Here is a 20,866-nt window from a genome sequence, read left to right as displayed (position 1 = left end):
CCTCCTCCTACTCGATTTGGTGCGCTGGTGCTTTAAAGAGCTACAGCCATAACCTTAGTTCAGTCGTAAACTTAGTTAAGCCGTTAGTGGCTCAAGGTTCGCAGGACGGTAGTGTACAGATTTTAGTACTTTACCTTGGCGAACTGTCTTGCCTTCCGATACGAAATCTTCCGCACACTTAGCGATGATGTATTCGCCTTTTTGAACCGCCATCAGCTTGATGTTCTGCTCAGCATAGAAAGCTTCTGTTTCAGCATATTCAGTTTCGTTGCGACATACTTTGCTCATGTTGCTTGAGTGTACTTCGTCCCAGCAAGGTAAGAAGTCAATTGAGCGGTTTTTAGAAACATTCAACAGTAGGTCGATCAGGTAGCTGATTGCTAGGTTGTCTTCAACCTTAGCTTGGCCAAGGTGAACCAGACGTCCCATCAAAACATAAACGCTGTCTACGATAGCGTCCGCTTGTTCGATTTTAGAGTCAGCTTCTGCAAGTTCTGTTAGCTCTTCGATCGCTAGAGAGGTATGTAGCGTATCGCCTTTTTCGTCCATTGTTTCAGGAGCAGCAACCGGCAGATCAAAAGTACTGCGGAACTCTTCAATGTCGCGGTAAAGGTGATCGTAGATTTCTTGGTTTAGTTGAGAAAGGTTCATATTCCTATCCATTTTGTTTCGTTAATGGATCATTTTAACAAAGGTAGTAATGGGGTGCTAACGCAAAGTGGAAGAACGCGACTTTTATTCATTGGACCAATGAGGTATTTTGCATACAAACTAATTGATTATTATGTTTTTTTACACTTTACTCTTCTTAATATACGAAATATTAATGTTGCCATTAATGTCAGCAGTAGTGGAATCCCATTTATGAACCAAGCCAGTGAAAGCGAAATTGTTATACGCCGCTTGTATCAAATCACCAATGATTATCGAAAGGGCTTCGATATTCAGATCGCTCAGCTGCTTATTATGGGGCTTGAACGCTTCAACCTTGATATTGGTATCTTATCGAAAGTCGATGGCAATACTTATGTTGTTGAACATTGTGTTACGCCTGAAGGGGTAGAACTCAATAGCGGTGACACTTTTGATTATCGTTCAACCTATTGCGAAATTACCTGTAAATCGATTGGTCCTATCTGTATTGAGCATTGTGGCAAACACGATAAGTATGCGAAGCATCCTGCTTACCAGTCTTTTGGCTTGGAGTCTTATATTGGGGTTCCCATTTTCGTTAATGATGAGCTTTATGGCACCTTAAACTTTTCAAGCCCAGCACCCTATCATCGTGAGTTCAAAGAGTTCGATGTCGACGTGATGAGACTAATGGCATCATGGATCGAAGTGGAGCTGGTTAGAAGGCAGCAAGAACGAAAACTCAAAGAGTTGAATGAGAAATTGGAGTATCAAGCTCTGTATGATCCTCTGACACACTTGCCAAATAGACGTTGCTTGTTTAAAACGTTGAATGCGGAAGTCGAGCAGTTAAAAGGCTCTTTAGGAAAGGGAACCTTGGCGGTTGTCGACATCGACTTCTTTAAACAGGTTAACGACATTTACGGTCACCAAATGGGCGATGTTGTATTAAAGAAAGTGGCGAGCGTGCTGAACAATAACACTCAAAAGGGTGAGTTTGTGGCGCGTTTTGGTGGTGAAGAGTTCATTCTTTGGTATCCAAATAAAACACCAAACTATGTTGAAGATAAGTTCATGACTCTTTTGCAAGAGATGAAGAAAATCACACTGGATCGAAAGCCTGTCACTATATCAATTGGTGCGTGTCATTTTGAGTTGAGTACAGGGGATACCAAAGGGGAAAGGATGTCGGCGTTAGATAAGCTCATCAAAGTTGCCGATGAGTGTCTGTACATTGCGAAACAAAATGGACGAGATCAGTTCATTTCTCGTCCATATCATCAAGAGCGCTCAGGAATATGAGCCATCATGTTAGCGATTAACTGAACTATTAACTAAACAAGTAAGGGAACAGTTGACGGCGTTCTTCTGGCGTTAAAGACTCAACTCTTGCGATGTTGGTGTCTGGGATCGCTTCAGGGTTAGGGTAGTGCTTCAGTACCTTTTCCATGCTTGCTTCACGAATCAAATGGTAAACAGGGTATGGAGAGCGATTCGTTAGGTTTTCATCGTCTTCTGGATCCGCACCACCAAAGCAATAGTCAGGATGGAACGTTGCCACTTGGTAAACGCCTTCCCAGTCTTGCTGTTTGATCAACGCTTCAACCCAATCAATGAACATGTTGTAGTCGAAGAAATCTTGCAGCATGTTAGGAACCACCACTAAAGTCGTCTCTAATTCAGCAACTGGCGTATTATCTAACTCTACGAAATGCGTCATGATGTCTTCCAGTAACGCTTCTTCCGTATTCGCTTCACTCACAAAGATCTTAATCTGTTTATTACGTTGTGGCTTGGCTGCGAATGGGCACAGGTTTAGGCCAATAACGACATCGTCTAACCATTGTTTAACTTGGTCGTGGATGGTTTGAAGATCTGTGCTTTGAGTGTTCGACATAACAGGTTCCGAAATGAAATTTTGCGTAGGATATCAGAACGGACGTTAATCAAAAGCAATAATTGAGTTACAAACTCAGTCGTAGTTATGCTTGTGCGAGTTTGGAAGTCGATACTTGTAGCTGTTTCAACTGATAGACCCAAGCAAATATCGCGACATAGAAGATTGAACCACCTGCAATCACGCCATTCCAACCGAACAGTTGCCAGCAATATAAAAGCAAGAATCCACCTAAACTACCGCCAATATAATAGTGAACCAGATAGAGCGCGGTCGCTGTCGCCTTAGCGCTCGGTGCTTTTTGACTCACCCAAGAGTAGGCAAGAGTGTGGGCAAAGAACGCACCGCCACTAATCAATAACAAGCCAGCTAACATGAACGGGACTTTATCGACCGCAGAAACCAGCATTCCAATTAAGCTAATGCACACGCCCATCAAAATTCCGTTTAACGGATCAAAGCGAAGTGTCCATTTGTTTGATAGCTTAGAGCTGACCGTACCGGCCAAGTAACATAGGAATATCAGCGAAGCTAAACCTACAGGCACTGAATGAGGCGCAGAGACTAGCCTAAAGCCCATCACCGAGTACAGGTTAACGAACAGAGCAAAGTTAGCACCCCCAATCAACATCGCGAGCCACAGTGTACGGTTTTTTAAGTGCATCATTACAGAGCGGTTATGGTGAAAGAACAGGCCTTTCTGTGGCTTAAAGTTTTGTTGGTCAGGTAAGCTATATGCAATATAGAGAGCGCCAAGCAAAGAGCCGACAACGAAAAACAAAACTGTCGCATGCCAGTCGAAATAATCCGTAATCAAGCCACCCAATACACGTCCGAAGATTCCACCCAATGAGTTGGCCGCAATATAACCTCCAATCGCGACAGCAAAGGCTTTGGGTGTTAACTCCTCAACCATATAGGCAACCGCCACACCAGCAAACGCCGCCACAGCGATGCCCATAAATGCGCGGGCAATAACGAGTTGCAACAAGGTAGTCGTGAACACCATGCTTAACCCTATTAATGGGATAGCGAACAGACTGAACAGAATAATGGGTTTACGACCAAAGGTTTCAGAGGCAATTGCCCAAGGTACCAAGCTAATCGAAAGGCCGAGTGTTGTAGCAGCAAACAACCAGTTGATCTGAGTTTCAGATACTTGGAAGTGCTCCGCCATGTGCGGCAAGATTGGCTGAAAGAGGTAAAGGTTACAGAAAATGATAAACGAGCCAATCGCCAATGATTGGGTGATGCGTTTGTATTGAAGACTGCCTTTATCAAACATTTACGTTGTGCCTGCACGAGTTAGTAAGCTATTTGTGAACAAGTTATCAGCACAAGTGTGATTAAAGAAATATATTAAAAATATCACCTCTATATATTAAATATATCGCCATGCTTGAATCAAAACCTCTTCGACATTTTCTGGCTGTTGCGCAGTTTGGTAACTTCACTCAGGCCGCCAAAGCGCTGCATATCGCGCAGCCCGCATTGAGCATTTCTATTAAAAAACTAGAACAGACGCTTGAGTTGATTCTATTCCGTCGAGGCGATAAATCCGTCACTTTAACGGAGGAGGGCAAAGTACTGTTTGAGCATGCAAAGCGAATCGCCCAGCAGTTTGATGATGCTCAGCTCGCGATGAATGAACTAAAGGGGCTAGAAAAAGGCGAGGTTCGATTAGGCGCTCCAAGTATGATGGGCAGTTACTTTTTCCCCCAAGTAGTGATGGCATTTAAAAGCCAATACCCAAACCTAAAGTTGACCTTGATTGATGCTGGCACCGCATCGATTCGTGAAATGCTGTTAAACGGCGAACTCGATATTGGCGTAATTAATCATGAGAACGTTCCAGATGATTTGGAAACGGATCATCTGTTAAGCTCAGAAATGTTAGCTGTAGTTGGCAAAGATCACCCACTGGCAACGCAACCATCCATCACCTTTGAAGAATTTTTTGCTCAAGAGCTGATCATGTTCAAATCGGGCTACTTCCACCGCGATTTTATTGATGCGACCTGTAAGAAGTACGATCTTGATATGACCATTGCGTTTGAAACCAACTTGCTCCCGATGATTCTTTCTATCGTTAAACAAGAGTTTGCGATCACCGCGCTGTTGAGCTTAGTGACGGAATATGAGAAAGACGTGATAGGCGTGCCATTTAAAGACCCTGTAAAACTGAATCTATCGTTGGCCTGGAGAAAGGAAGGGTATTTGTCGAAAGCTGACAGAACCTTTATTGATTTCGTTAAGCGGTATGTGTGATTTAGTAAGATTTAATTAAACAAAGCCCGAACATCCTAGATTGGATATTCGGGCTTTGTTGTATAGAAGTATGACTGGCTCAGAGCACGTTAGGTGTTCTTTGAGTTATACATCTTATCGAAGTTTTTCTGATTCCAGCCGACCATCACTTGATCGCCGATTTTAAGCACGGGGATAGAACGAGCACCCATTGCTTGCAATTCTTTACGGCCACGCTGCATCTTTGCATTCGTCAGGCGGTAAACAATTTTCTTAGAGTCTAAATACCTTTGGGCATCTTTACAGTGCGGGCATTTGTCTGCGACGTACAATACAACACGTTTCATTTTTTCATTCTCTTGGTGAATCTCGCTAAAGTGTAACGAATCCTAGGTGATTAGAAAAGTGTGATCAGTTACACTATGCGGCTCAATTTTCAAGACCACAACGTATTGTCGTGGTGTAACTTGTACGGTCTTTCAGCATGCATCCTTCTTTACGCTATATTCAAGGCTATCCTAAGCACATTCTTGATCCTGTTACTCAACTTGTAGAGTCGGGTAAATTGGTGCCTTGGTTTGAAGCTCGCTACCCAAAGAATCATGAAATAAAAAGCGAGAAAGCCCTGTTTGACTATGCGATTGAGATAAAAAATCGCTACATGAAAAAAACACCACCGATCAGCAAAGTGATTTACGACGGCAAGATACACCTAATCAATAATGCGTTAGGTCTGCATTCTTACGTTGCTAAGAATCACGGTGGAAAGATCAAATCAAAGAATGAAATTCGTATCGCCAGTGTTTTTAAAAATGCACCAGAACCTTTGCTAAGAATGCTGGTGGTACACGAACTGGCGCATATCAAAGAGAAAGAGCACGACAAAGCCTTTTACCAACTATGCTGTCACATGGAATCGGAATATCATCAACTTGAGTTGGATGCCCGTTTATTCATGATGTATTTAGATTTAAAGAAGTAGCCCAATGAGCCAATCACAAAATAGAACGACGCTAAGCCTGTCGAAAAACAGCACTTCATCAGCAAAAACAAAAGACAACCAAGCTGATGTTAAGCCAAGTACAGCTAAGCCAAGCAGCGACAAGCGTATTTCTACAAAGAACACATCTGATAAAAGCCGCAAGAATAGTGCACCTAAAGGCGCGGGCAATAACAAAGCAAAGCGACCTTTTGCAAAAGATAGCAGAGGTAAACCGGGTGCCAATAAAGGATCATCGAATAAGGGTTCTTTCAATAAAACGGCTTTTAACAAGAACGCAGCTCAGAAAAGACGCTCGGCTGAAAAACCTCAAGGTGGATTACACCCAAGAAACCAGCACACTGGCCGCTATAACTTCGAGTTACTAGTTGCAGCCTTGCCTGAGCTAAAAGAGCATCTGATCAAGAATCCGGTTGGCGAAGACACCATTAATTTCTCTGATCCATTGGCTGTTAAGCTACTCAACAAAGCTTTGTTGGCGCATCACTATGGCGTTAAACATTGGGATATTCCTGCTGGTTACTTGTGCCCGCCAATTCCTGGTCGTGCAGACTACATTCACAGAGTGGCCGACATCCTTAATAGCGATGGCCAAGGTGAACCCTATAACCACGCGTCTGTGAAAGCATTAGATATTGGTGTCGGTGCAAACTGTATCTACCCAATCATTGGTGCGACAGAGTATAAGTGGCGTTGTACAGGGACAGATGTTGATTCAGTCTCCATCAAAACAGCGAACTTCATAGCGGAAAGCAACCCTAATCTAAAAGGTAAGATCCGCGCTCGCCTACAAGCTGACTCTGAATCTATCTTTAAGGGCGTGATTAAGGATAATGAACGTTACGATGTCACTATTTGTAATCCTCCATTCCACAGCTCTCTTGAAGAGGCTGAAAAGGGGTCACAACGTAAACTGGATAATCTAGCGGCGAACCGTGCTAAGAAAGCCGGTCAGTCATTCAAGCCTGAAACGAACAAGAAGCCAGTTAAGTTAGATAAATCAACTAAGCAAGCTAAACCAACCTTAAACTTTGGTGGTCAAAAAGCCGAGCTTTGGTGCCCAGGTGGTGAAGCCGCTTTCATTATGAAGATGGCAAGAGAGAGTCAACTTTTTGCTACTCAAGTTTTGTGGTTTACGACATTGATTTCTAAGAAAGATAACGTCGATATGGTTCGTTCAGAGCTTGGCAAGCTTAGAGCTAAACAAGTGAAAGTCGTCGAGATGTCACAAGGCCAGAAGGTAAGTCGCTTTATCGCATGGACCTTTATGGACGATGAGCAAAGACAAGAGTGGATCGCGCTAAAATAGCGGCTGCACTTAGTTAAGATATTAAGTTGAAATTACGTAGGGGCTTGTTGTTAACGCAACAAGCCCGTTTTTTGTGTTTTTCATATGCGCTAAGCAGAAAGTAACTCATCTAACTTACTCTGATATTTCTTCTCTAGAGCACTGTTACCTGCTTTGTTTTCGAGCTCGACCAAGATTTTAAGCGATGGAATTTGGTAGCCATAACGCTGGTGGAATTTGAATAAACGGATTCGAGCGTCATTGTAATCGGCGTCACTCACTTCAATTTTTGATAACTGTAGTATCGATTTCACGCGGTTTGGATCGTGGTCAATCGCTCTGCTGAAGTAGTACTTCGCTTGGTCTGTATTGCCAGCCTTAAATGCGCAAAACGCGGCGTTTTCATAACTTGCAGACACCAAGTAGTAGTAGGGTTGGTCGATGGCGCGATTGAAGTAATTATCGGCTTGTTCGTATTCGCCCTGTTTACACAAGAAGGTACCGTAGTTGTTCAATACATTGCCATTTCTTGAATCAAGACTGAGTGCTTTGCGGTAAGTGCTTCTCGCTTCATCTACTTCACCCACTTGTTCGTAGTAATGCGCCATTGAAAGCCGAGCACGGTAGTAGCTAGGTGCGTGTTTAATCGCGAGCTCAAGGTTTTCACGCGCTCTCACCATATTGCCTTGTCCCATATAGCCCAAACCTAATTCGATTCGAGATTCAGACATCGCGATAGGATCACTTTCAATCTTTGGCGGTCCTTCAGTGACAGAGACACAACCGGCCAAGGAAAGCGAGGCAAGTAGTACCACACTTGATAACGAAAGAGGGCGGGACAACGAAATCGGATTTGAAAATGATGGCTTGGCAGGCATGTGAAGCTCCTTATGAACACCAACCCATCATATGAAATCAAACCCATTGAAGTCGTAAATCTATCATGGAATGCGACCCACACACCATAAAAAAACCGCGTCCAATTCGTCGTTTTATCAACAACATACTGAACACGGTTTATGTGTTTGTGAATCGGAAGAAAGAACTTAATCGTCTTTGGTAAAGTTGTCTTCGCTGAAATGATCCAGATCGTAAGGCGTTTGTTGGTAAACGCAGTAGTTTAGCCAGTTTGAGAACAACAAGTGTCCGTGGCTGCGCCAGCTTGCAACCGGTTTGTTGTCTGGATTGTTATTCGGGTAGTAGTTGATTGGTATCACAGGCTCCATGCCTTCACCCAAATCTCGAATGTACTCATTGTGAAGTGTGTGAGAGTCGTACTCAGGGTGACCCGTTACAAACACGTTTCGCTTATCTTTGGTTGCTGCTAGGTATACGCCTGCAACATCAGAAGTTGCAAGAACATCAAGGTCAGTATGTTCCGCTAAGTACTCTTGAGAGAAGTCCGCATAGCGAGAGTGCGGAGCTAAGAATGTATCGTCGAAGCCACGTAAAATAGGGTGGTATGGGTTATGTATCTCGTGGTTATAAACACCAGACAGCTTCTCTTTACGAGTGCGTTTTGGCAAATCATATAATAACTTCAAACCAGCCTGAGCCGCCCAACACACGTATAGCGTTGAAGTAACGTGCTTGTTTGCCCATTCCATGATGGTTTTCAGGTGATCCCAGTAGATCACATCTTCAAATTGAACCAAGCCAAGCGGCGCACCAGTGATGATCAATCCATCAAAGTTTCTTTCTTTGACCATTTCAAATTGGCGGTAGAAGTTATCAAGGTGTTCAGTCGGTGTGTTTTTACTTGGTCGGTCATCAATGCGCAGCAGCTCTACATCCACTTGCAATGGGCTGTTCGATAGTAGGCGTAAAAATTGAGTTTCAGTTTCAATCTTCTTCGGCATTAGGTTGAGGATCAAGACTCGAAGTGGACGAATTTCCTGTGTCGATGCTCTTGATAACGGCATAACGAAGATGTTTTCTTCACGAAGAACATCGGATGCTGGCAATTGGTCTGGAATGCGAATAGGCACAGCTTTCTCCCTAAGCTAGATATGTAGACGTCTATACATCTAAATCTATAGTAGTTTGATACGCTTGTCGATATGCAAAATGGATAGATGTAAATTATTTGTGTTTTCTATCAGAAGCAATCCACGCGCTTCGAGGGGAGTCTCATTGTATTCAGTGATTGTCTGAGTCGTGTGTAAGTACTTGGTTTTCGTATGCTGAGCAGAGGTAGTTATCAGAGCAACTCGTTACTATTTACGATAAACTCATGTTTTCAAATTAGCCTGTACAGTGACAGATGAAGTTAATACTCATTCGAGGGTTGCCCGGTTCTGGCAAATCAACAAAAGCAAAAACCTACGATGCATTGCATGTCGAAGCCGATATGTATTATGTGAATGAGCAAGGTGAGTACCATTTTGATCCTAGGCAGCTGCAACAAGCTCATGAGTGGTGTCAAAACACAGCTGCAAACGGCTTAAAGCAAGGGTTTGATGTGGTTGTTTCGAATACCTTTATTAAGCATTGGGAAATGAAAGCCTACCGCCAACTTGCACTCAAATATAAAGCAGAATTAATTATCGAAGTGTGCCGAGAGCAATATGGCACTATTCACGACATTGAACCTTCAGTAATTAAGCGTATGGCGAAAGACTGGCAAGAATAGCCTCGTTCTTCTTCTGCTTGCGTGGCTGAATGGCAAATAGAATTAAATTAATAGAACAACTTCAAGGTAACGATTGAAATGGCAAAGCGCTCTGTTGTGGTCGACATGACTTCTTATGGTATCTATTCCACATGGGATTCAAAATCTAAAGATCTTCCAAAAATCCAAGAGTTCACCACCACCGTTGATGCTGAAATCGACGTAGAGTTTGGCTATATCCTGAATATCAAAAAAGCCAAAGGTGAGAAGATCCGTTACTGCATTTATCACCCAAACATCACCACAGACAAAGGTGAAGTGCTCGAACCGTTTGATGGTGAGGAGTATGTCGGTAACAATGACTGGGATTTCTACTTAGGTGACACTATTTGGGCTCCTGTCTCGAACAAGCTAGGAAAGTGGCGCATGACGGTTGAGCTAAAAGGCAACATCATCGCCGACAAGACATTCGACCTAGTAGCAAAAGACGAAGGCCAATTCTGGAAGCGTAGAGGGTTTTAGGTTCGACCTTCTATGTTCACCTAAACAACAAAAAGCCGAGCATCGTGATGATGTCTCGGCTTTTTTCATTGTGCTAGATAGAAGTGACTACCTAACTAATGGATTCGATTATTGCGTTACGTAAGCCACAACAAACTCAGTGATTGCGACCATGTCTTTCACTGCAATGTACTCTTCAGTGGTGTGAACTTTCGCCATACCAGTAGAAAGGTTAACTGTTGTCAGGCCTTTTGCGTTGAAGTTGTTTGCATCGCTACCGCCGCCAGTGCGTTTAGTGTTCGCTGTGACGCCAAGCTTCTCAAACGCCGATTTGATAGAAAGAATGTGCGGATGATCGTCTGCAATAACGAATGCATCGTAAGCACGAGTTGATTCGATTTCTACTTCAGCGCCGAACTGCTTAGCACTTTCTTGGAATGTAGAGATCATATGTTCAACTTGAGCCGTTAGCTTTTCGCCGTTTAGAGAACGTGCTTCAGCCACGACTTTAAGCTCTGGCATTACGATGTTAGTTGCTTGACCACCTTCAACAATACCAACGTTTGCTGTCGTTTCTTCATCGATACGAAGTAGGTTCATCTTAGTGATAGCGTCTGCAGCAACTTGAATTGCGCTGATGCCTTCTTCTGGTGCTAAACCAGCGTGAGCAGGGCGACCTTTGATTTTAGCAACAATCTTCTGCTGGCCAGGCGCTGCGTTTACGATGGTGCCAATTGGACCGCCTGTATCAAGTACGATTGCGTGCTCAGATTGAATGTAAGACATATCGAAGTTCAAAGAGCCGAACAGACCGCCTTCTTCGAATACAGTAAATGCAATCTCGATAGTTTTGTGCTCTTGTCCTTCAGCTTTAATGCAACGAACCGCTTCCATGATAGCTGCGATACCAGACTTGTCGTCACCACCTAGAATTGTGTTGCCTTTTGAACGGATGATACCGTCTTCGATGATTGGCTCAATGCCGATGCCTGGCGTTACTGTGTCCATGTGGCAGCTGAACACTGTGCTACCTGGAAGAGTGCCATCTAGACGAGCGTAGATGTTGAAACCATTAGACACTTCTTCAGGAACCGCCAGTTTGTGAACTTCAAAACCTAGTTCACCGAGTTGCTCAGCCAAAGCTTCAGCAATCGCTTTTTCGTTACGAGATTCACTATCAATTTTCACTAGATCGCAGAAATGTTCTACAAGACGTTGTTTATTAATTTGGGTCATTGTTAATTCTCATTATGCTTCCGCTTGTTCAAAAAGAAGCCGCGGAGGTAGGAACAGGAAAATCACTATAACGCCAATGAGGTAGATGATTGTCTGAGTTAAATCAAGAAAGTTGCCTGATTATTCTAATTAATGAGAAAAACCCAATTCAGATCCACCAGTGCGCAGGATTTTAATCTGTATATCTGTCGGGTATAATGTTTGACTGCTCTTAAAAAAACGTCAATAAAATTGGAATTCAATCAATAATGGCCCTGATAAATGAATAGAAACAATGTGTTAGGTTCATTCCTTTTCGTGGTGCTGATGAGTATTGTGCTGGGGCTGTATTTGCTCTATCCAACTTATGACGACGATTTAAAGCATATTCGCCCTGAAAACCCGAGTGTTTATAGTCCAGAGAAAGAGTTATCACTCTCTCAATATGGATCTGCGTTGATCGATATTCTCGATGTATCTCGTGGTGACCCTAATTTAGCTTCCCTACAACTTGAGGCTCTCCAAGCCAAGTTCCCAGACCAAGATAAAGCCATCTATCGTGCTTACGAATTGATGATTTTGTCGAACCTCGCGCAACATAAGTTGGATACCAAAGCGGTTTCCGAATACGTCAGGCAGATTAAAGCACTCGCACAACACGAACATATGGGTTGGTTAAAGGCCCAATCTCTCGTTGAATTAGCGATCGAATACATCAGTACGGGTGAGCTAGCGGAATCTGAAATCCAAATCAGAGCTGCGATAGATATCGCAGAATCGCTCCACTATGAAGAGTTGTTGATTAAGGCCTATAACACGGCTGGTGTCATCAATAACATCCGCAATGACTTTCCTGAAGCTCAATACTTTTTCCATAAAGGTTTAGACCTTGGTAAGAAGTACCCTCATCACATCTACAACAGCAAGTTAGTGTCAAATATGGCACTGCTTTATATCTATTTGGAAGACTGGCCTAAAGCGCTCAAGCTGATTAAAAGAGCCAAAAAGCTCTATTACAAGAGTGGACTACTCGAAGCGTCTACCATCGGCGTGCTGCATGTGAATGAGTCTTTTGCTTATCTGCGCAGTGGTGATTTAGTCAAAGGCCGAGAAGCATATCAAAGTGCGGCTAAGCTAAATGGCGATAACGTGAGTGAACGATACAAAATCATCCTATTAAAAGCAGAGAGTGATGTGTTGTTGGCGGAAAAGAACTTTGAGTCAGCACGACAAGTCGCAAACTTGTGTCTTAGATACCCAGGCGTGGACAAATACACACTTCAATTGGGGCAGTGTTACCTAAATAGAGCCTTAGCGAACATTGGTTTGAACCGAGATAATTTTGTTTTTGCTGATCTAAAGCGATCGTCTGCAATGTTCGATGTTGTGGGGACTCGCAGCTGGAAGGTCCTCGGCTTAAGAACACTTGCTGAATACTATGATTCAAGAGGCGACAGCGAGAACGCACTTCGCTACTTCAAGCTCTATTACAAGGGTAATAAAGCGCTGCTATTTGATAAGCGCCAGAGTGATATCTTTTTACTCGAGCAAGATTTCGCTACGGCATCATTAGCTCAAGAAAACGAACTGCTTAACGCAGAAAAAGAGTTGGGTGAGCTGACATTAGATAAGCAGCAATTACGGAATCGAATCGTCGTCGCTTTGGGTATCATGGTGATGATAAGCGCCACGTTACTATTGATAAGGTTACGCTCGATCCAGAAGACCAACAAAGAACTACTTAAGCAATCAACAAGATGCGAACTGACAGGCTTATACAATAGGCGTTACTTAGAGCAACGGTTAACTCAGCCGATGCCACATCATTTGTCGTCGTTTGGGTATACGCTCGCTATTCTAGATTTAGACCGCTTCAAACAAGTTAATGACACTTATGGGCATGATATTGGTGACCAAGTGCTGGTGGAAGTCGCTAAGCGTTTAGAGAAAATCTTATCAACAAACGATGTAGTGGCAAGATGGGGTGGGGAAGAGTTTGTTTTGTTGCTGGCTGGGAATCAAGATCCTAATAAAGAGCTTAAGCTTATAAGGCAAGCGATCGCTGACCGAGCGATTGAAACGCATTCTGGCCCATTAGAATTAACCACATCGATTGGTGCGACGACTCATCTAACGGAGCAACAGTTGAATAGCCGTACCTATAAGAAACACTTGAAATCGGCAGACGATGCTTTGTATCAAGCTAAGCAGTCAGGGCGCAATAAAGTCGTTATCATTTGAGTTCCTAAACTTAGTTAATCCCCTGCAATCAAGAAACCTGAACTTCAATAACTAAGCGAATAAGAGTGCTTATCTGAACTAATACGGCTATTTACTCTTATTCGCTTAATTCATACTGTGATTTGGCTTGGTGGGTTACTTAGCGACACCTTGAAGCATTTCAACCAATTCGCCTTCTGTCGCTGGTTCGCTAGCGAGTTCAATCACAGCCGAAGCTCCTCCCTTTAACATGTAGGCTTGGGTTCCGCAGTGGTCATAGTGGAACCATTTACCATCTACACATACGTCGGTATAACATCTTGGGTCTTGTTTAAGTTCCATATCAATTTCCTTATTAACATTTGCCTAACGTTTTTCAGACTAGTTGATCACAAATCTAGGTAAATTGATCTAAATCAATCTAGAGTGTAATTGATGATTTAATTATCAAAATAAGAGAGGTGTGTCTAGCGAAGGAGCGACCTCTCGTTGGGCACTGCGCTCAAAGGTCGTGATTCTGGTTGGCAACTCTCGCTCTTTTGCTTGCCAGGTGATGCTTTTCTACATACGCTAGCTACTCTCTTAATCCCTATACAGACTTGATTGTGTTGGAAAATGACTAATATCTTTATCGTTGTAATTGTTCTGGTTGTGTTCTTTTACTTTATTCAAAAGTATGTGGTGAAACACGATGACACCAAAGACCACGCTTATCAGAAGAAAGGCGCGTTGATGTCGGCGCAACAGGCGACATTCTATAATGCGCTAAAATCAGCTGTGGGCAACCATGGGGAAGTGTTTGCTAAAGTCAGCATGTCGAACGTACTTGTTCCTGCTAAGACGAACAATAAGAAGAATTGGTTTATCGCCAACAACAAGATCTCACGTAGTTACTTCGACTTTGTTGTTTGCGACCCGCGAACGCTAGAGCCCCGCGTTATTATCGAACTTGATAACGGCAAAGAGCTCAATAAAGGGAAAGTCGATCGCGAAAAGCTACTAATTCACGTGTGTAAATCGGCAGGTTTACCTCTGATTGGTGCATCTATTAAACACAGCTACCAAGTGAGCCGTTTGAAGAGGTTACTGGCAGCACACATCGATTTAATCGAGCCATCAAAAGAAGTGCGATTTTGTAAGAAGTGTGGTAGCCCAATGATCATCAAACTGGCAAGCCAAGGCGATTACAAAGGCCGACGCTTCTTCACTTGTAGCCGCCAGCCAAACTGCACCTATACCGAAAACTACAACGTTGTATTCGATGTTGAAGAATAGTTGGTATCGATAGTAATGCATCCGGTTGGACTCCATTCAATCGCTTAGATACGAATAAGTTATACAAACTAAAAAGCCGAGCATTGATTATGCTCGGCTTTACTAATATTAAGTGGATTGGTTTAGACTAAAACGCGTAACGCATACCGAGCTGTAGCTCATCTTCGTCGTTATCGCCTTGCCCACCTTCGCCCTCGTCTAACATGTTAAACTTATAACTACCAAAGAAGGCCACATCGCCAATATAACGTGCGTATTCTAGACCGATAAAGTTAATGTCGTAATCTGCAATATCGTCAGCTTCAAAGTAGCTGTAGGTCAGGTTGACGGTGTTGGCACCAAACGAGTATCCCAAGTAAGCATCGGCAGAATCGTAGTCTGAATCTTTTACGCCTAGACCTGAAATACTACCAAATTGATAGAGTGCGGCGAACCAAACCCCCTGATCGTTGGTGTACTTAACCGCACCAATATAGGCATCAGAAGTTTCTGTATCTGTCCCAGCGCCATAGGTTTCATCACTTGACGCATAACCGACGCCAATATCTAACCCAATCGAAGTGCTGCCGGCGACAACTGCACCGAAGCCGTCACTTTGTGCTGATTCACTATCTGAATTGAAATTGCCATCAATTTGAAAGGTGATGTTGTCGCTTGTCAGTTCATAACGTAAAACATTTTTTGCTCGATCAGCAGTCGACACCGTGTATTCATTGATATAGCCGCTGAAGGTTTCAGCCATATCCGTCCAATCGGTTAAGTAGGTAACGGCATTATTTTGGTGGCCATAATAGACGTTACCGTGATTGGTTTGAACACCCGTATATAAGAATCGAGTGTTAATGCCGATATCATCTGATGCGCCATCTTCAGACTCTGTTAGTTCGAATTCATATTTCCCAAAAAAGGAAACATCGTCCGACGCTTTTTGTGTGCCATCGACACTTAAGCGGACACGTGATCTATCACTATAGTTGCTACTATTACCAGCACTTTTATTCGCATCAGAGAAATTCCCTCGAACTTCTGCGCGGCCGCCGATATTGAATACTGTTTCATCTGTCTCATAAATGGTCGCCGCCGATACGGCAGATGTCGATAGTATGCTCACCACTGCAATGGCGATATGTGATTTTTTCATAATTTATTCCCTATTTTTCACACTTGTATTTATCGCAAACCATAAATTCACGTATAGCATTGAATTTAGATTATTGATTCCTACAGGTTATGAATATAGGCGCGCTTTACCATTATGCAAATTTCATTATGTATTACTGTGCTGTATGTATTCAAAATAGCTATGATGTGTGGGGTTGGGTTTTGAATTGCTTATAGATTGTTGCTCTTGAGGGAGATTAATTGTAGCTGATGTTTTTCGACTATAGAGTGCTATCGTATTTATGTATGTTGGTAATAACCCGGCCACTTTATATGAAAAATCCGAATTTAGTCATTGCGGCCTAGTAATTCGATGACGACGATTACAAAATCGTGGTGATTTTTATGAATGATGTATTTCAGTGAGTTACAAAGCCTCTGCGTGCCTTTCACTTATAATGATCAAAATACTACGGTAACCCAATGGGCAAGCAAAATTTTTGACACTAAATATAGGCATTGATCTATACCTGTATGGTTACTGTAAAGGCCAAGAAAAACGGTATAGACAACAAAAATCCCAAATTGAACACATTAGGTTAGTTAATTGGTTGTCATCAAGGATTAGAATTTTTTCTAACTAAACTTTGTTTTTCAGCGGTTTGACGATAATCTGGGTGTAAAATCGACATGTTGTTATGTCTTTGATTGCAAAGTGAGCAAACGAATCGCAAGATGCCAGTTAATACTTGCACCATCTGTTTATCATGGATATCATCGTTGGCGTTTTAAGGGAATGCGTCCGTAGCTCAGTTGGTTAGAGTACCGCCTTGACATGGCGGGGGTCGGTGATTCGAGTTCACTCGGACGCACCATTCCTTCTTTAGTTTTTATTGCATAACTATTGAGTTTGTCACAATGGTAGTAATAAGAAATTAGAACATCGCCCGCTTAGCTCAGTTGGTTAGAGTACTTGCATGACATGCAAGGTGTCACTGGTTCGAGTCCAGTAGCGGGCACCACATTATACGAAAGAGCCCACCTAGTGTGGGCTTTTTTGTACCTTTAATTCCTTTTTTTATCAGTCTCTTAGCTGTTTATAGCTCCCAAGAGATTCCATGATGTGTTGTAAAATCCACCGTTTAAAGTAATCTCTGAAGTAGTCTTTTACGATCTAAGCAATTTCGAGGTTACTTCAGGGGGTTACGATGGCGAAAAAAGTACAGCCTTTAACGGCAACTCAAATCAAACAAGCGAAGCCTAAAGAGAAAGAATATAATTTAGGTGACGGTGATGGATTATCATTGAAGATTAAGCCTATAGGAACAAAACTCTGGCGTTTCTCTTATTATCATCCCATTTCACGAAAGCGCTTGAACCTAGCCTTAGGTAAGTACCCTGACGTCTCACTAGCCAAAGCTCGAACCAAAGCTATTGAAGCGAGAGAACTACTTGCTGATGGTATTGACCCTAAAGAGCACCGTGACACTACTCTCAAAGAAAAACAGTTAGAATTGTCGAATACGTTACAGTCAGTATTTGATGACTGGATCGAAGTCAAGAAAACAAGCGTCAAAGAGCAAACGGCTAAGAAGCTAAAGCAACGAATTGAGAAGTACCTCTTGCCCGACCTCGGTAAGTTTCCTCTTGGTAATATTACGGCACCACAAGCGATCAAAACAATTAAACCTATTGCGAACCAAGGTAAATTAGAAACAGTAGGGCGCTTGTGTCGTAACCTCAATGAGATAATGACCTTTGCAGTAAATACGGGTGTGATTGAGCACAACAAGCTAGCAGGCATTGGTAAAGCTTTTGAAACCGCCAGGGTAACCAACCAAGCTTCGTTAGCCCCAGATGAGCTTCCAGAGCTCCTCAAAACAATCAACTACGCATCCATTAAACCCATTACTCGCTGCTTGCTAGAATGGCAACTTCACACCATGACAAGGCCAGCTGAAACTGCTGGTGCACGTTGGGATGAAATTGACAGAGAAAAGATGCTTTGGGTCATTCCTGCTGAAAGAATGAAAAAGGGAAGAGTGCATACTGTCCCTTTAACAAAACAAACTCTAGATCTATTGGAAACCATTGATTTCATCACGGGTGATAGTGAATACCTTTTCCCTGCTGACAAAAGTAACAAAAATCACATCAACAAAGAGACAGCAAATAAAGCATTGGTACGAATGGGCATGAAGGGTAGGCAAACTTCCCACGGTTTGCGCGCATTAGCCAGTACCACCTTAAATGAGCAAAACTTCGATCCAGATATTATAGAAGCCGCACTTTCTCATGTGGATAGAGATAAGGTAAGAAGCGCATACAACCGCACAGACTACCTTGAACGTCGTAAAGTTCTCATGGCGTGGTGGAGTGATCATATCGAAGAAGCTGCTTCAGGTAGCTTGTCGATGAGTGGTAAAAAGAGCTTGAAGGTTGTGGGTTAATAGATATTGTAATTTGATGTCTAGTAAATGAGGGTTACAGTGTAACCTTAAACCTTCAATAAGTTGAAAGGCATTGGCTTGGCGTAGAGTACGGTTTTCTATGGTGCATATAACCTAAATAATTTCAGACATATGTCATTTAAGTGAAATCCACTCACTTGTAAGGTGTCAATATGCCAAACGTAACCACTCGATTAATTCGTCTCAATGAAGTACTAGTAATGACTGGCTTATCAAGGTCGGGAATGTATCGCTCTATAGAAAAACAGCAGTTTCCATCACAGGTGCCAATTGGAGATAGGGCCGTCGCATGGGTAGAAAGTGAGGTTCAAGACTGGGTCCGCCAAAGAGTGCTAAACAGGTAAAATTAAATATTGGAGAGCTTTATAGCTCTCCAAGCATGCTATAGAAGCTTAGAGAATTGTGTGGCTTTATTTTTTTTATCTTCTTCAATGCTTCTCATTAATTCTTCAGATTTACTAGCAAACTGATTGGTCATCAAAGTGATTACCTGGTTGATGGGCATGTCAAATTGTTTGGAAAGCTGATGAAGCTGGATTGATACCGTTTCGTCAACAACGATATTTAAGGTTTTTTTGTTTTCCCTTGTGGTTTTTTCCCTATATTTCTTCTGCGACCATGCTCTTTTGAAGTTCATCATGATCAGTTTTTTTTCAGCGTTGCTAATATCTAGTGAATGAAAAATAGCCGGAACGACTTTAGTGTGACTTTCATTGATGTTCATTACGTTTGGCAATTTAGCAACGATGCTCTTTACTGAGGATATTTTGGGAAAATAGTCAACTACCCACGCCACCTGGTCATTATTTTTATCATCAAGCCAGCTAAATTTAAACACTTCTGATGAGCTGTAGTACTCGTCAATTATACTATTGATTAACTCTCTTTTTTTCTCGATTTGTATTTGTGATGAGATAAATGCATTGATGAGGTAATTCAGCATCGAATTAATGTCGGTGATAGTGTTTGGCGGTGTTTCTGGTAAATGTTGAATGAGGTTATTTGTCACAATTTTTGTAAATATGTAGATTATAAGTCGAGTGTCTTTTGTGGTTGAAAACCGCATATCGCTCAATGAAAGTACATCATAGGAGATCGTTCTGACTTTTGACTCTGGTGTATTGTGTAACCCGCCTAGCATGTCCGATGCATTCTTGAAGTACCCCACTATTTCTGATTTATACCTTTCCGAAGTTAATTTTGGGCTCGATTGGAAATTAAAGTCAACGCTTTGCTTGTGATTTAGATGTTGGGAAATTCCCGCAAGTTGATATATGTCATATTGTTCAAGGAACTCAAAGCACATTACTTTTTCTGGCGGATTATCAAATCTTGGCATAGTGATTACTTAGTAGTATTTTTGTGTGATTGCTGGGTGATTTATAAGCTATTTTCTGATTGTTTTACAGTGTTTTTTGATTGTATATAGAGCTAGTTCAAAGTGTTTCATTCACGACTGTACCTAGGTTTATGCACGACGTAGCCTCTTGAGGGGGAGTTAGATAACTTCAGAGTTATCAGTTTTGCACTGATTGGCCGGTAACTTACACCACTACGCTCATCTGAAATGTTTTGCCAGGTCTAGCTTTGAGGTGGGTAAGGAACAAGTCTTTCCTTATCCAAAGTTGAGATTGGGGATTGCGGTTATGGTTAATATACCTCCATGGTGGGGTGAAATTATTTTTAACAATCATCCACCTTTCTATACCGAATTAACCAGAGGTATAGAAAATGAAAACACTAAAAAAGAAAGTCACTCATAATGATGAGTTCAATGGCCTACCTGTTTTGAAACAGAAAGAAGGCCTGTTAGTTGATTATCTACAAAGGATTTATGACACGCTGGATTTAGCTTTGGATGATCATCCTAGAACGATGGCGGTAAGAGTTGATTTGCGATTACCGCTTTTAATGGTGATGGAAGAATCAAATTTGATGAAAAACTTCATTGCTTCGTTGGATGCGCAAATACAGGCTGATTTAAGAAGGAAAGAAAGAGCAGGGAAACCGAAACGGAAATGTCGATTAAGATATGTATGGGTGAAGGAAAAAGATAAAGCGTTACATCATCACTATCACCTTGTTCTGCTGTTTAACAAGGATGTATATAACAGCCTGGGGTCATTCTCTAACCGAAACAACCTATCTCACAAAATTAAAACGGCATGGTGTCGGGCATTAGATACTGATCTTGATGATGGTGGTCGTTTAGTGCACTTTCCTGACAATTGTGTATACCACATCGATGTAAATAGCCTTAGGTCTTCTTCTGTTCTTGACGAGCTATTTCGTCGTCTCAGTTACTTTGCCAAAGTACGCACCAAGCAATTTGGTACTGGAAACAGAAATTTTGGTTGCTCAATAAAATAAAAAAAGAGAGGGGATACATCCCAGGGCAAGATTACGA

At 42.3% G+C, this 20,866-nt stretch carries 21 protein-coding genes and 2 tRNA genes; 13 read left to right on the top strand and 10 right to left on the bottom strand.

Annotated features, from left to right (window positions below; all coding sequences use genetic code 11):
• Positions 1-75 precede the first annotated feature (75 nt).
• The gene (locus AB4371_RS21615) at positions 76-651 is read right to left on the bottom strand and encodes a nucleoside triphosphate pyrophosphohydrolase family protein (protein WP_304564037.1); all 576 of its coding nucleotides are present in this window, start codon (positions 649-651) and stop codon (positions 76-78) included.
• Positions 652-864: 213 nt separating this feature from the next.
• Between AB4371_RS21615 and AB4371_RS21610 the strand changes: the two genes are divergently transcribed.
• Positions 865-1,935, top strand: coding sequence for a diguanylate cyclase domain-containing protein (locus tag AB4371_RS21610; RefSeq protein ID WP_017070903.1), 1,071 nt, complete (start codon positions 865-867; stop codon positions 1,933-1,935).
• A gap of 28 nt (positions 1,936-1,963) precedes the next feature.
• Here the strand turns inward: AB4371_RS21610 and AB4371_RS21605 are convergent, their stop codons facing one another.
• Together AB4371_RS21605 and AB4371_RS21600 are read right to left on the bottom strand one after the other, a co-directional pair.
• Entirely contained in the window at positions 1,964-2,530 is a 567-nt protein-coding gene (locus tag AB4371_RS21605; protein ID WP_102393884.1) for a DUF1415 domain-containing protein, read from the bottom strand.
• Between the two features lie 85 nt (positions 2,531-2,615).
• A complete protein-coding gene (locus AB4371_RS21600) occupies positions 2,616-3,815 on the bottom strand; it encodes an MFS transporter (RefSeq protein WP_102393885.1) in 1,200 nt (399 codons plus the stop codon).
• Between the two features lie 110 nt (positions 3,816-3,925).
• On the opposite strand from AB4371_RS21600, the gene AB4371_RS21595 reads away from it, so the two are divergent.
• Positions 3,926-4,798 (top strand): LysR family transcriptional regulator, encoded by an 873-nt coding sequence (locus tag AB4371_RS21595; protein ID WP_372104381.1) that lies wholly within the window; start codon positions 3,926-3,928, stop codon positions 4,796-4,798.
• Between the two features lie 89 nt (positions 4,799-4,887).
• Here AB4371_RS21595 and AB4371_RS21590 read toward each other — a convergent pair whose 3' ends face one another.
• A complete protein-coding gene (locus AB4371_RS21590; RefSeq protein WP_016786183.1) occupies positions 4,888-5,124 on the bottom strand; it encodes a glutaredoxin family protein in 237 nt (78 codons plus the stop codon).
• A gap of 137 nt (positions 5,125-5,261) precedes the next feature.
• Between AB4371_RS21590 and AB4371_RS21585 the strand changes: the two genes are divergently transcribed.
• Together AB4371_RS21585 and rlmF are read left to right on the top strand one after the other, a co-directional pair.
• A complete protein-coding gene (locus AB4371_RS21585) occupies positions 5,262-5,759 on the top strand; it encodes a YgjP-like metallopeptidase domain-containing protein (RefSeq protein ID WP_102320098.1) in 498 nt (165 codons plus the stop codon).
• 4 nt (positions 5,760-5,763) lie between these two features.
• On the top strand, positions 5,764-7,086 hold the full coding sequence (rlmF, locus tag AB4371_RS21580) for a 23S rRNA (adenine(1618)-N(6))-methyltransferase RlmF (protein WP_017066172.1): 1,323 nt from the start codon (positions 5,764-5,766) through the stop codon (positions 7,084-7,086).
• Between the two features lie 89 nt (positions 7,087-7,175).
• Here the strand turns inward: rlmF and pilW are convergent, their stop codons facing one another.
• Both pilW and metA read right to left on the bottom strand, forming a co-directional pair.
• A complete protein-coding gene (pilW, locus tag AB4371_RS21575; RefSeq protein ID WP_102320099.1) occupies positions 7,176-7,943 on the bottom strand; it encodes a type IV pilus biogenesis/stability protein PilW in 768 nt (255 codons plus the stop codon).
• Between the two features lie 168 nt (positions 7,944-8,111).
• Complete coding sequence (metA, locus tag AB4371_RS21570; protein WP_017066439.1) at positions 8,112-9,053, bottom strand: homoserine O-succinyltransferase; 942 nt, start codon at positions 9,051-9,053, stop codon at positions 8,112-8,114.
• 275 nt (positions 9,054-9,328) lie between these two features.
• Here metA and AB4371_RS21565 point away from each other — a divergent pair, with 275 nt between their 5' ends.
• On the top strand, positions 9,329-9,697 hold the full coding sequence (locus AB4371_RS21565) for an ATP-binding protein (RefSeq protein ID WP_372150647.1): 369 nt from the start codon (positions 9,329-9,331) through the stop codon (positions 9,695-9,697).
• A gap of 78 nt (positions 9,698-9,775) precedes the next feature.
• Positions 9,776-10,198 (top strand): DUF3859 domain-containing protein, encoded by a 423-nt coding sequence (locus tag AB4371_RS21560; RefSeq protein WP_019824122.1) that lies wholly within the window; start codon positions 9,776-9,778, stop codon positions 10,196-10,198.
• Between the two features lie 108 nt (positions 10,199-10,306).
• Here the strand turns inward: AB4371_RS21560 and AB4371_RS21555 are convergent, their stop codons facing one another.
• Positions 10,307-11,413 carry a M20/M25/M40 family metallo-hydrolase gene (locus AB4371_RS21555; protein WP_102393886.1) on the bottom strand — a complete coding sequence of 369 codons (1,107 nt, stop codon included), beginning with the start codon at positions 11,411-11,413 and terminating at the stop codon, positions 10,307-10,309.
• 261 nt (positions 11,414-11,674) lie between these two features.
• Between AB4371_RS21555 and AB4371_RS21550 the strand changes: the two genes are divergently transcribed.
• A complete protein-coding gene (locus tag AB4371_RS21550; RefSeq protein ID WP_102427817.1) occupies positions 11,675-13,633 on the top strand; it encodes a GGDEF domain-containing protein in 1,959 nt (652 codons plus the stop codon).
• Positions 13,634-13,768: 135 nt separating this feature from the next.
• Here the strand turns inward: AB4371_RS21550 and AB4371_RS21545 are convergent, their stop codons facing one another.
• Complete coding sequence (locus AB4371_RS21545) at positions 13,769-13,954, bottom strand: hypothetical protein (protein WP_017059179.1); 186 nt, start codon at positions 13,952-13,954, stop codon at positions 13,769-13,771.
• A gap of 273 nt (positions 13,955-14,227) precedes the next feature.
• On the opposite strand from AB4371_RS21545, the gene AB4371_RS21540 reads away from it, so the two are divergent.
• On the top strand, positions 14,228-14,887 hold the full coding sequence (locus tag AB4371_RS21540; protein WP_017065541.1) for a DUF2726 domain-containing protein: 660 nt from the start codon (positions 14,228-14,230) through the stop codon (positions 14,885-14,887).
• Positions 14,888-15,014: 127 nt separating this feature from the next.
• On the opposite strand, the gene AB4371_RS21535 is transcribed toward AB4371_RS21540, so the two are convergent.
• Positions 15,015-16,028, bottom strand: a complete 1,014-nt coding sequence (locus tag AB4371_RS21535; protein ID WP_372150646.1) for a porin — start codon at positions 16,026-16,028, stop codon at positions 15,015-15,017.
• 758 nt (positions 16,029-16,786) lie between these two features.
• On the opposite strand from AB4371_RS21535, the gene AB4371_RS21530 reads away from it, so the two are divergent.
• From AB4371_RS21530 to AB4371_RS21515, 4 genes are all read left to right on the top strand, one after another.
• Positions 16,787-16,863, top strand: a tRNA-Val gene (locus AB4371_RS21530).
• Between the two features lie 70 nt (positions 16,864-16,933).
• Positions 16,934-17,010, top strand: a tRNA-Val gene (locus tag AB4371_RS21525).
• A gap of 186 nt (positions 17,011-17,196) precedes the next feature.
• A complete protein-coding gene (locus tag AB4371_RS21520) occupies positions 17,197-18,438 on the top strand; it encodes an integrase domain-containing protein (protein WP_372150645.1) in 1,242 nt (413 codons plus the stop codon).
• A 173-nt stretch (positions 18,439-18,611) separates the two neighbouring features.
• On the top strand, positions 18,612-18,803 hold the full coding sequence (locus AB4371_RS21515) for an AlpA family transcriptional regulator (protein ID WP_012604100.1): 192 nt from the start codon (positions 18,612-18,614) through the stop codon (positions 18,801-18,803).
• A 38-nt stretch (positions 18,804-18,841) separates the two neighbouring features.
• Here AB4371_RS21515 and AB4371_RS21510 read toward each other — a convergent pair whose 3' ends face one another.
• Positions 18,842-19,798, bottom strand: a complete 957-nt coding sequence (locus AB4371_RS21510; protein WP_372102204.1) for a hypothetical protein — start codon at positions 19,796-19,798, stop codon at positions 18,842-18,844.
• 392 nt (positions 19,799-20,190) lie between these two features.
• On the opposite strand from AB4371_RS21510, the gene AB4371_RS21505 reads away from it, so the two are divergent.
• Positions 20,191-20,829 carry an inovirus Gp2 family protein gene (locus tag AB4371_RS21505; RefSeq protein ID WP_017104407.1) on the top strand — a complete coding sequence of 213 codons (639 nt, stop codon included), beginning with the start codon at positions 20,191-20,193 and terminating at the stop codon, positions 20,827-20,829.
• Positions 20,830-20,866 lie beyond the last annotated feature (37 nt).

Source organism: Vibrio sp. 10N.261.51.A3 (assembly GCF_041471965.1).
Classification (GTDB): domain Bacteria; phylum Pseudomonadota; class Gammaproteobacteria; order Enterobacterales; family Vibrionaceae; genus Vibrio; species Vibrio crassostreae_C.
Note: the sequence above shows the minus strand (reverse complement) of the source record. Positions and strands in the feature narration are given on the sequence as shown.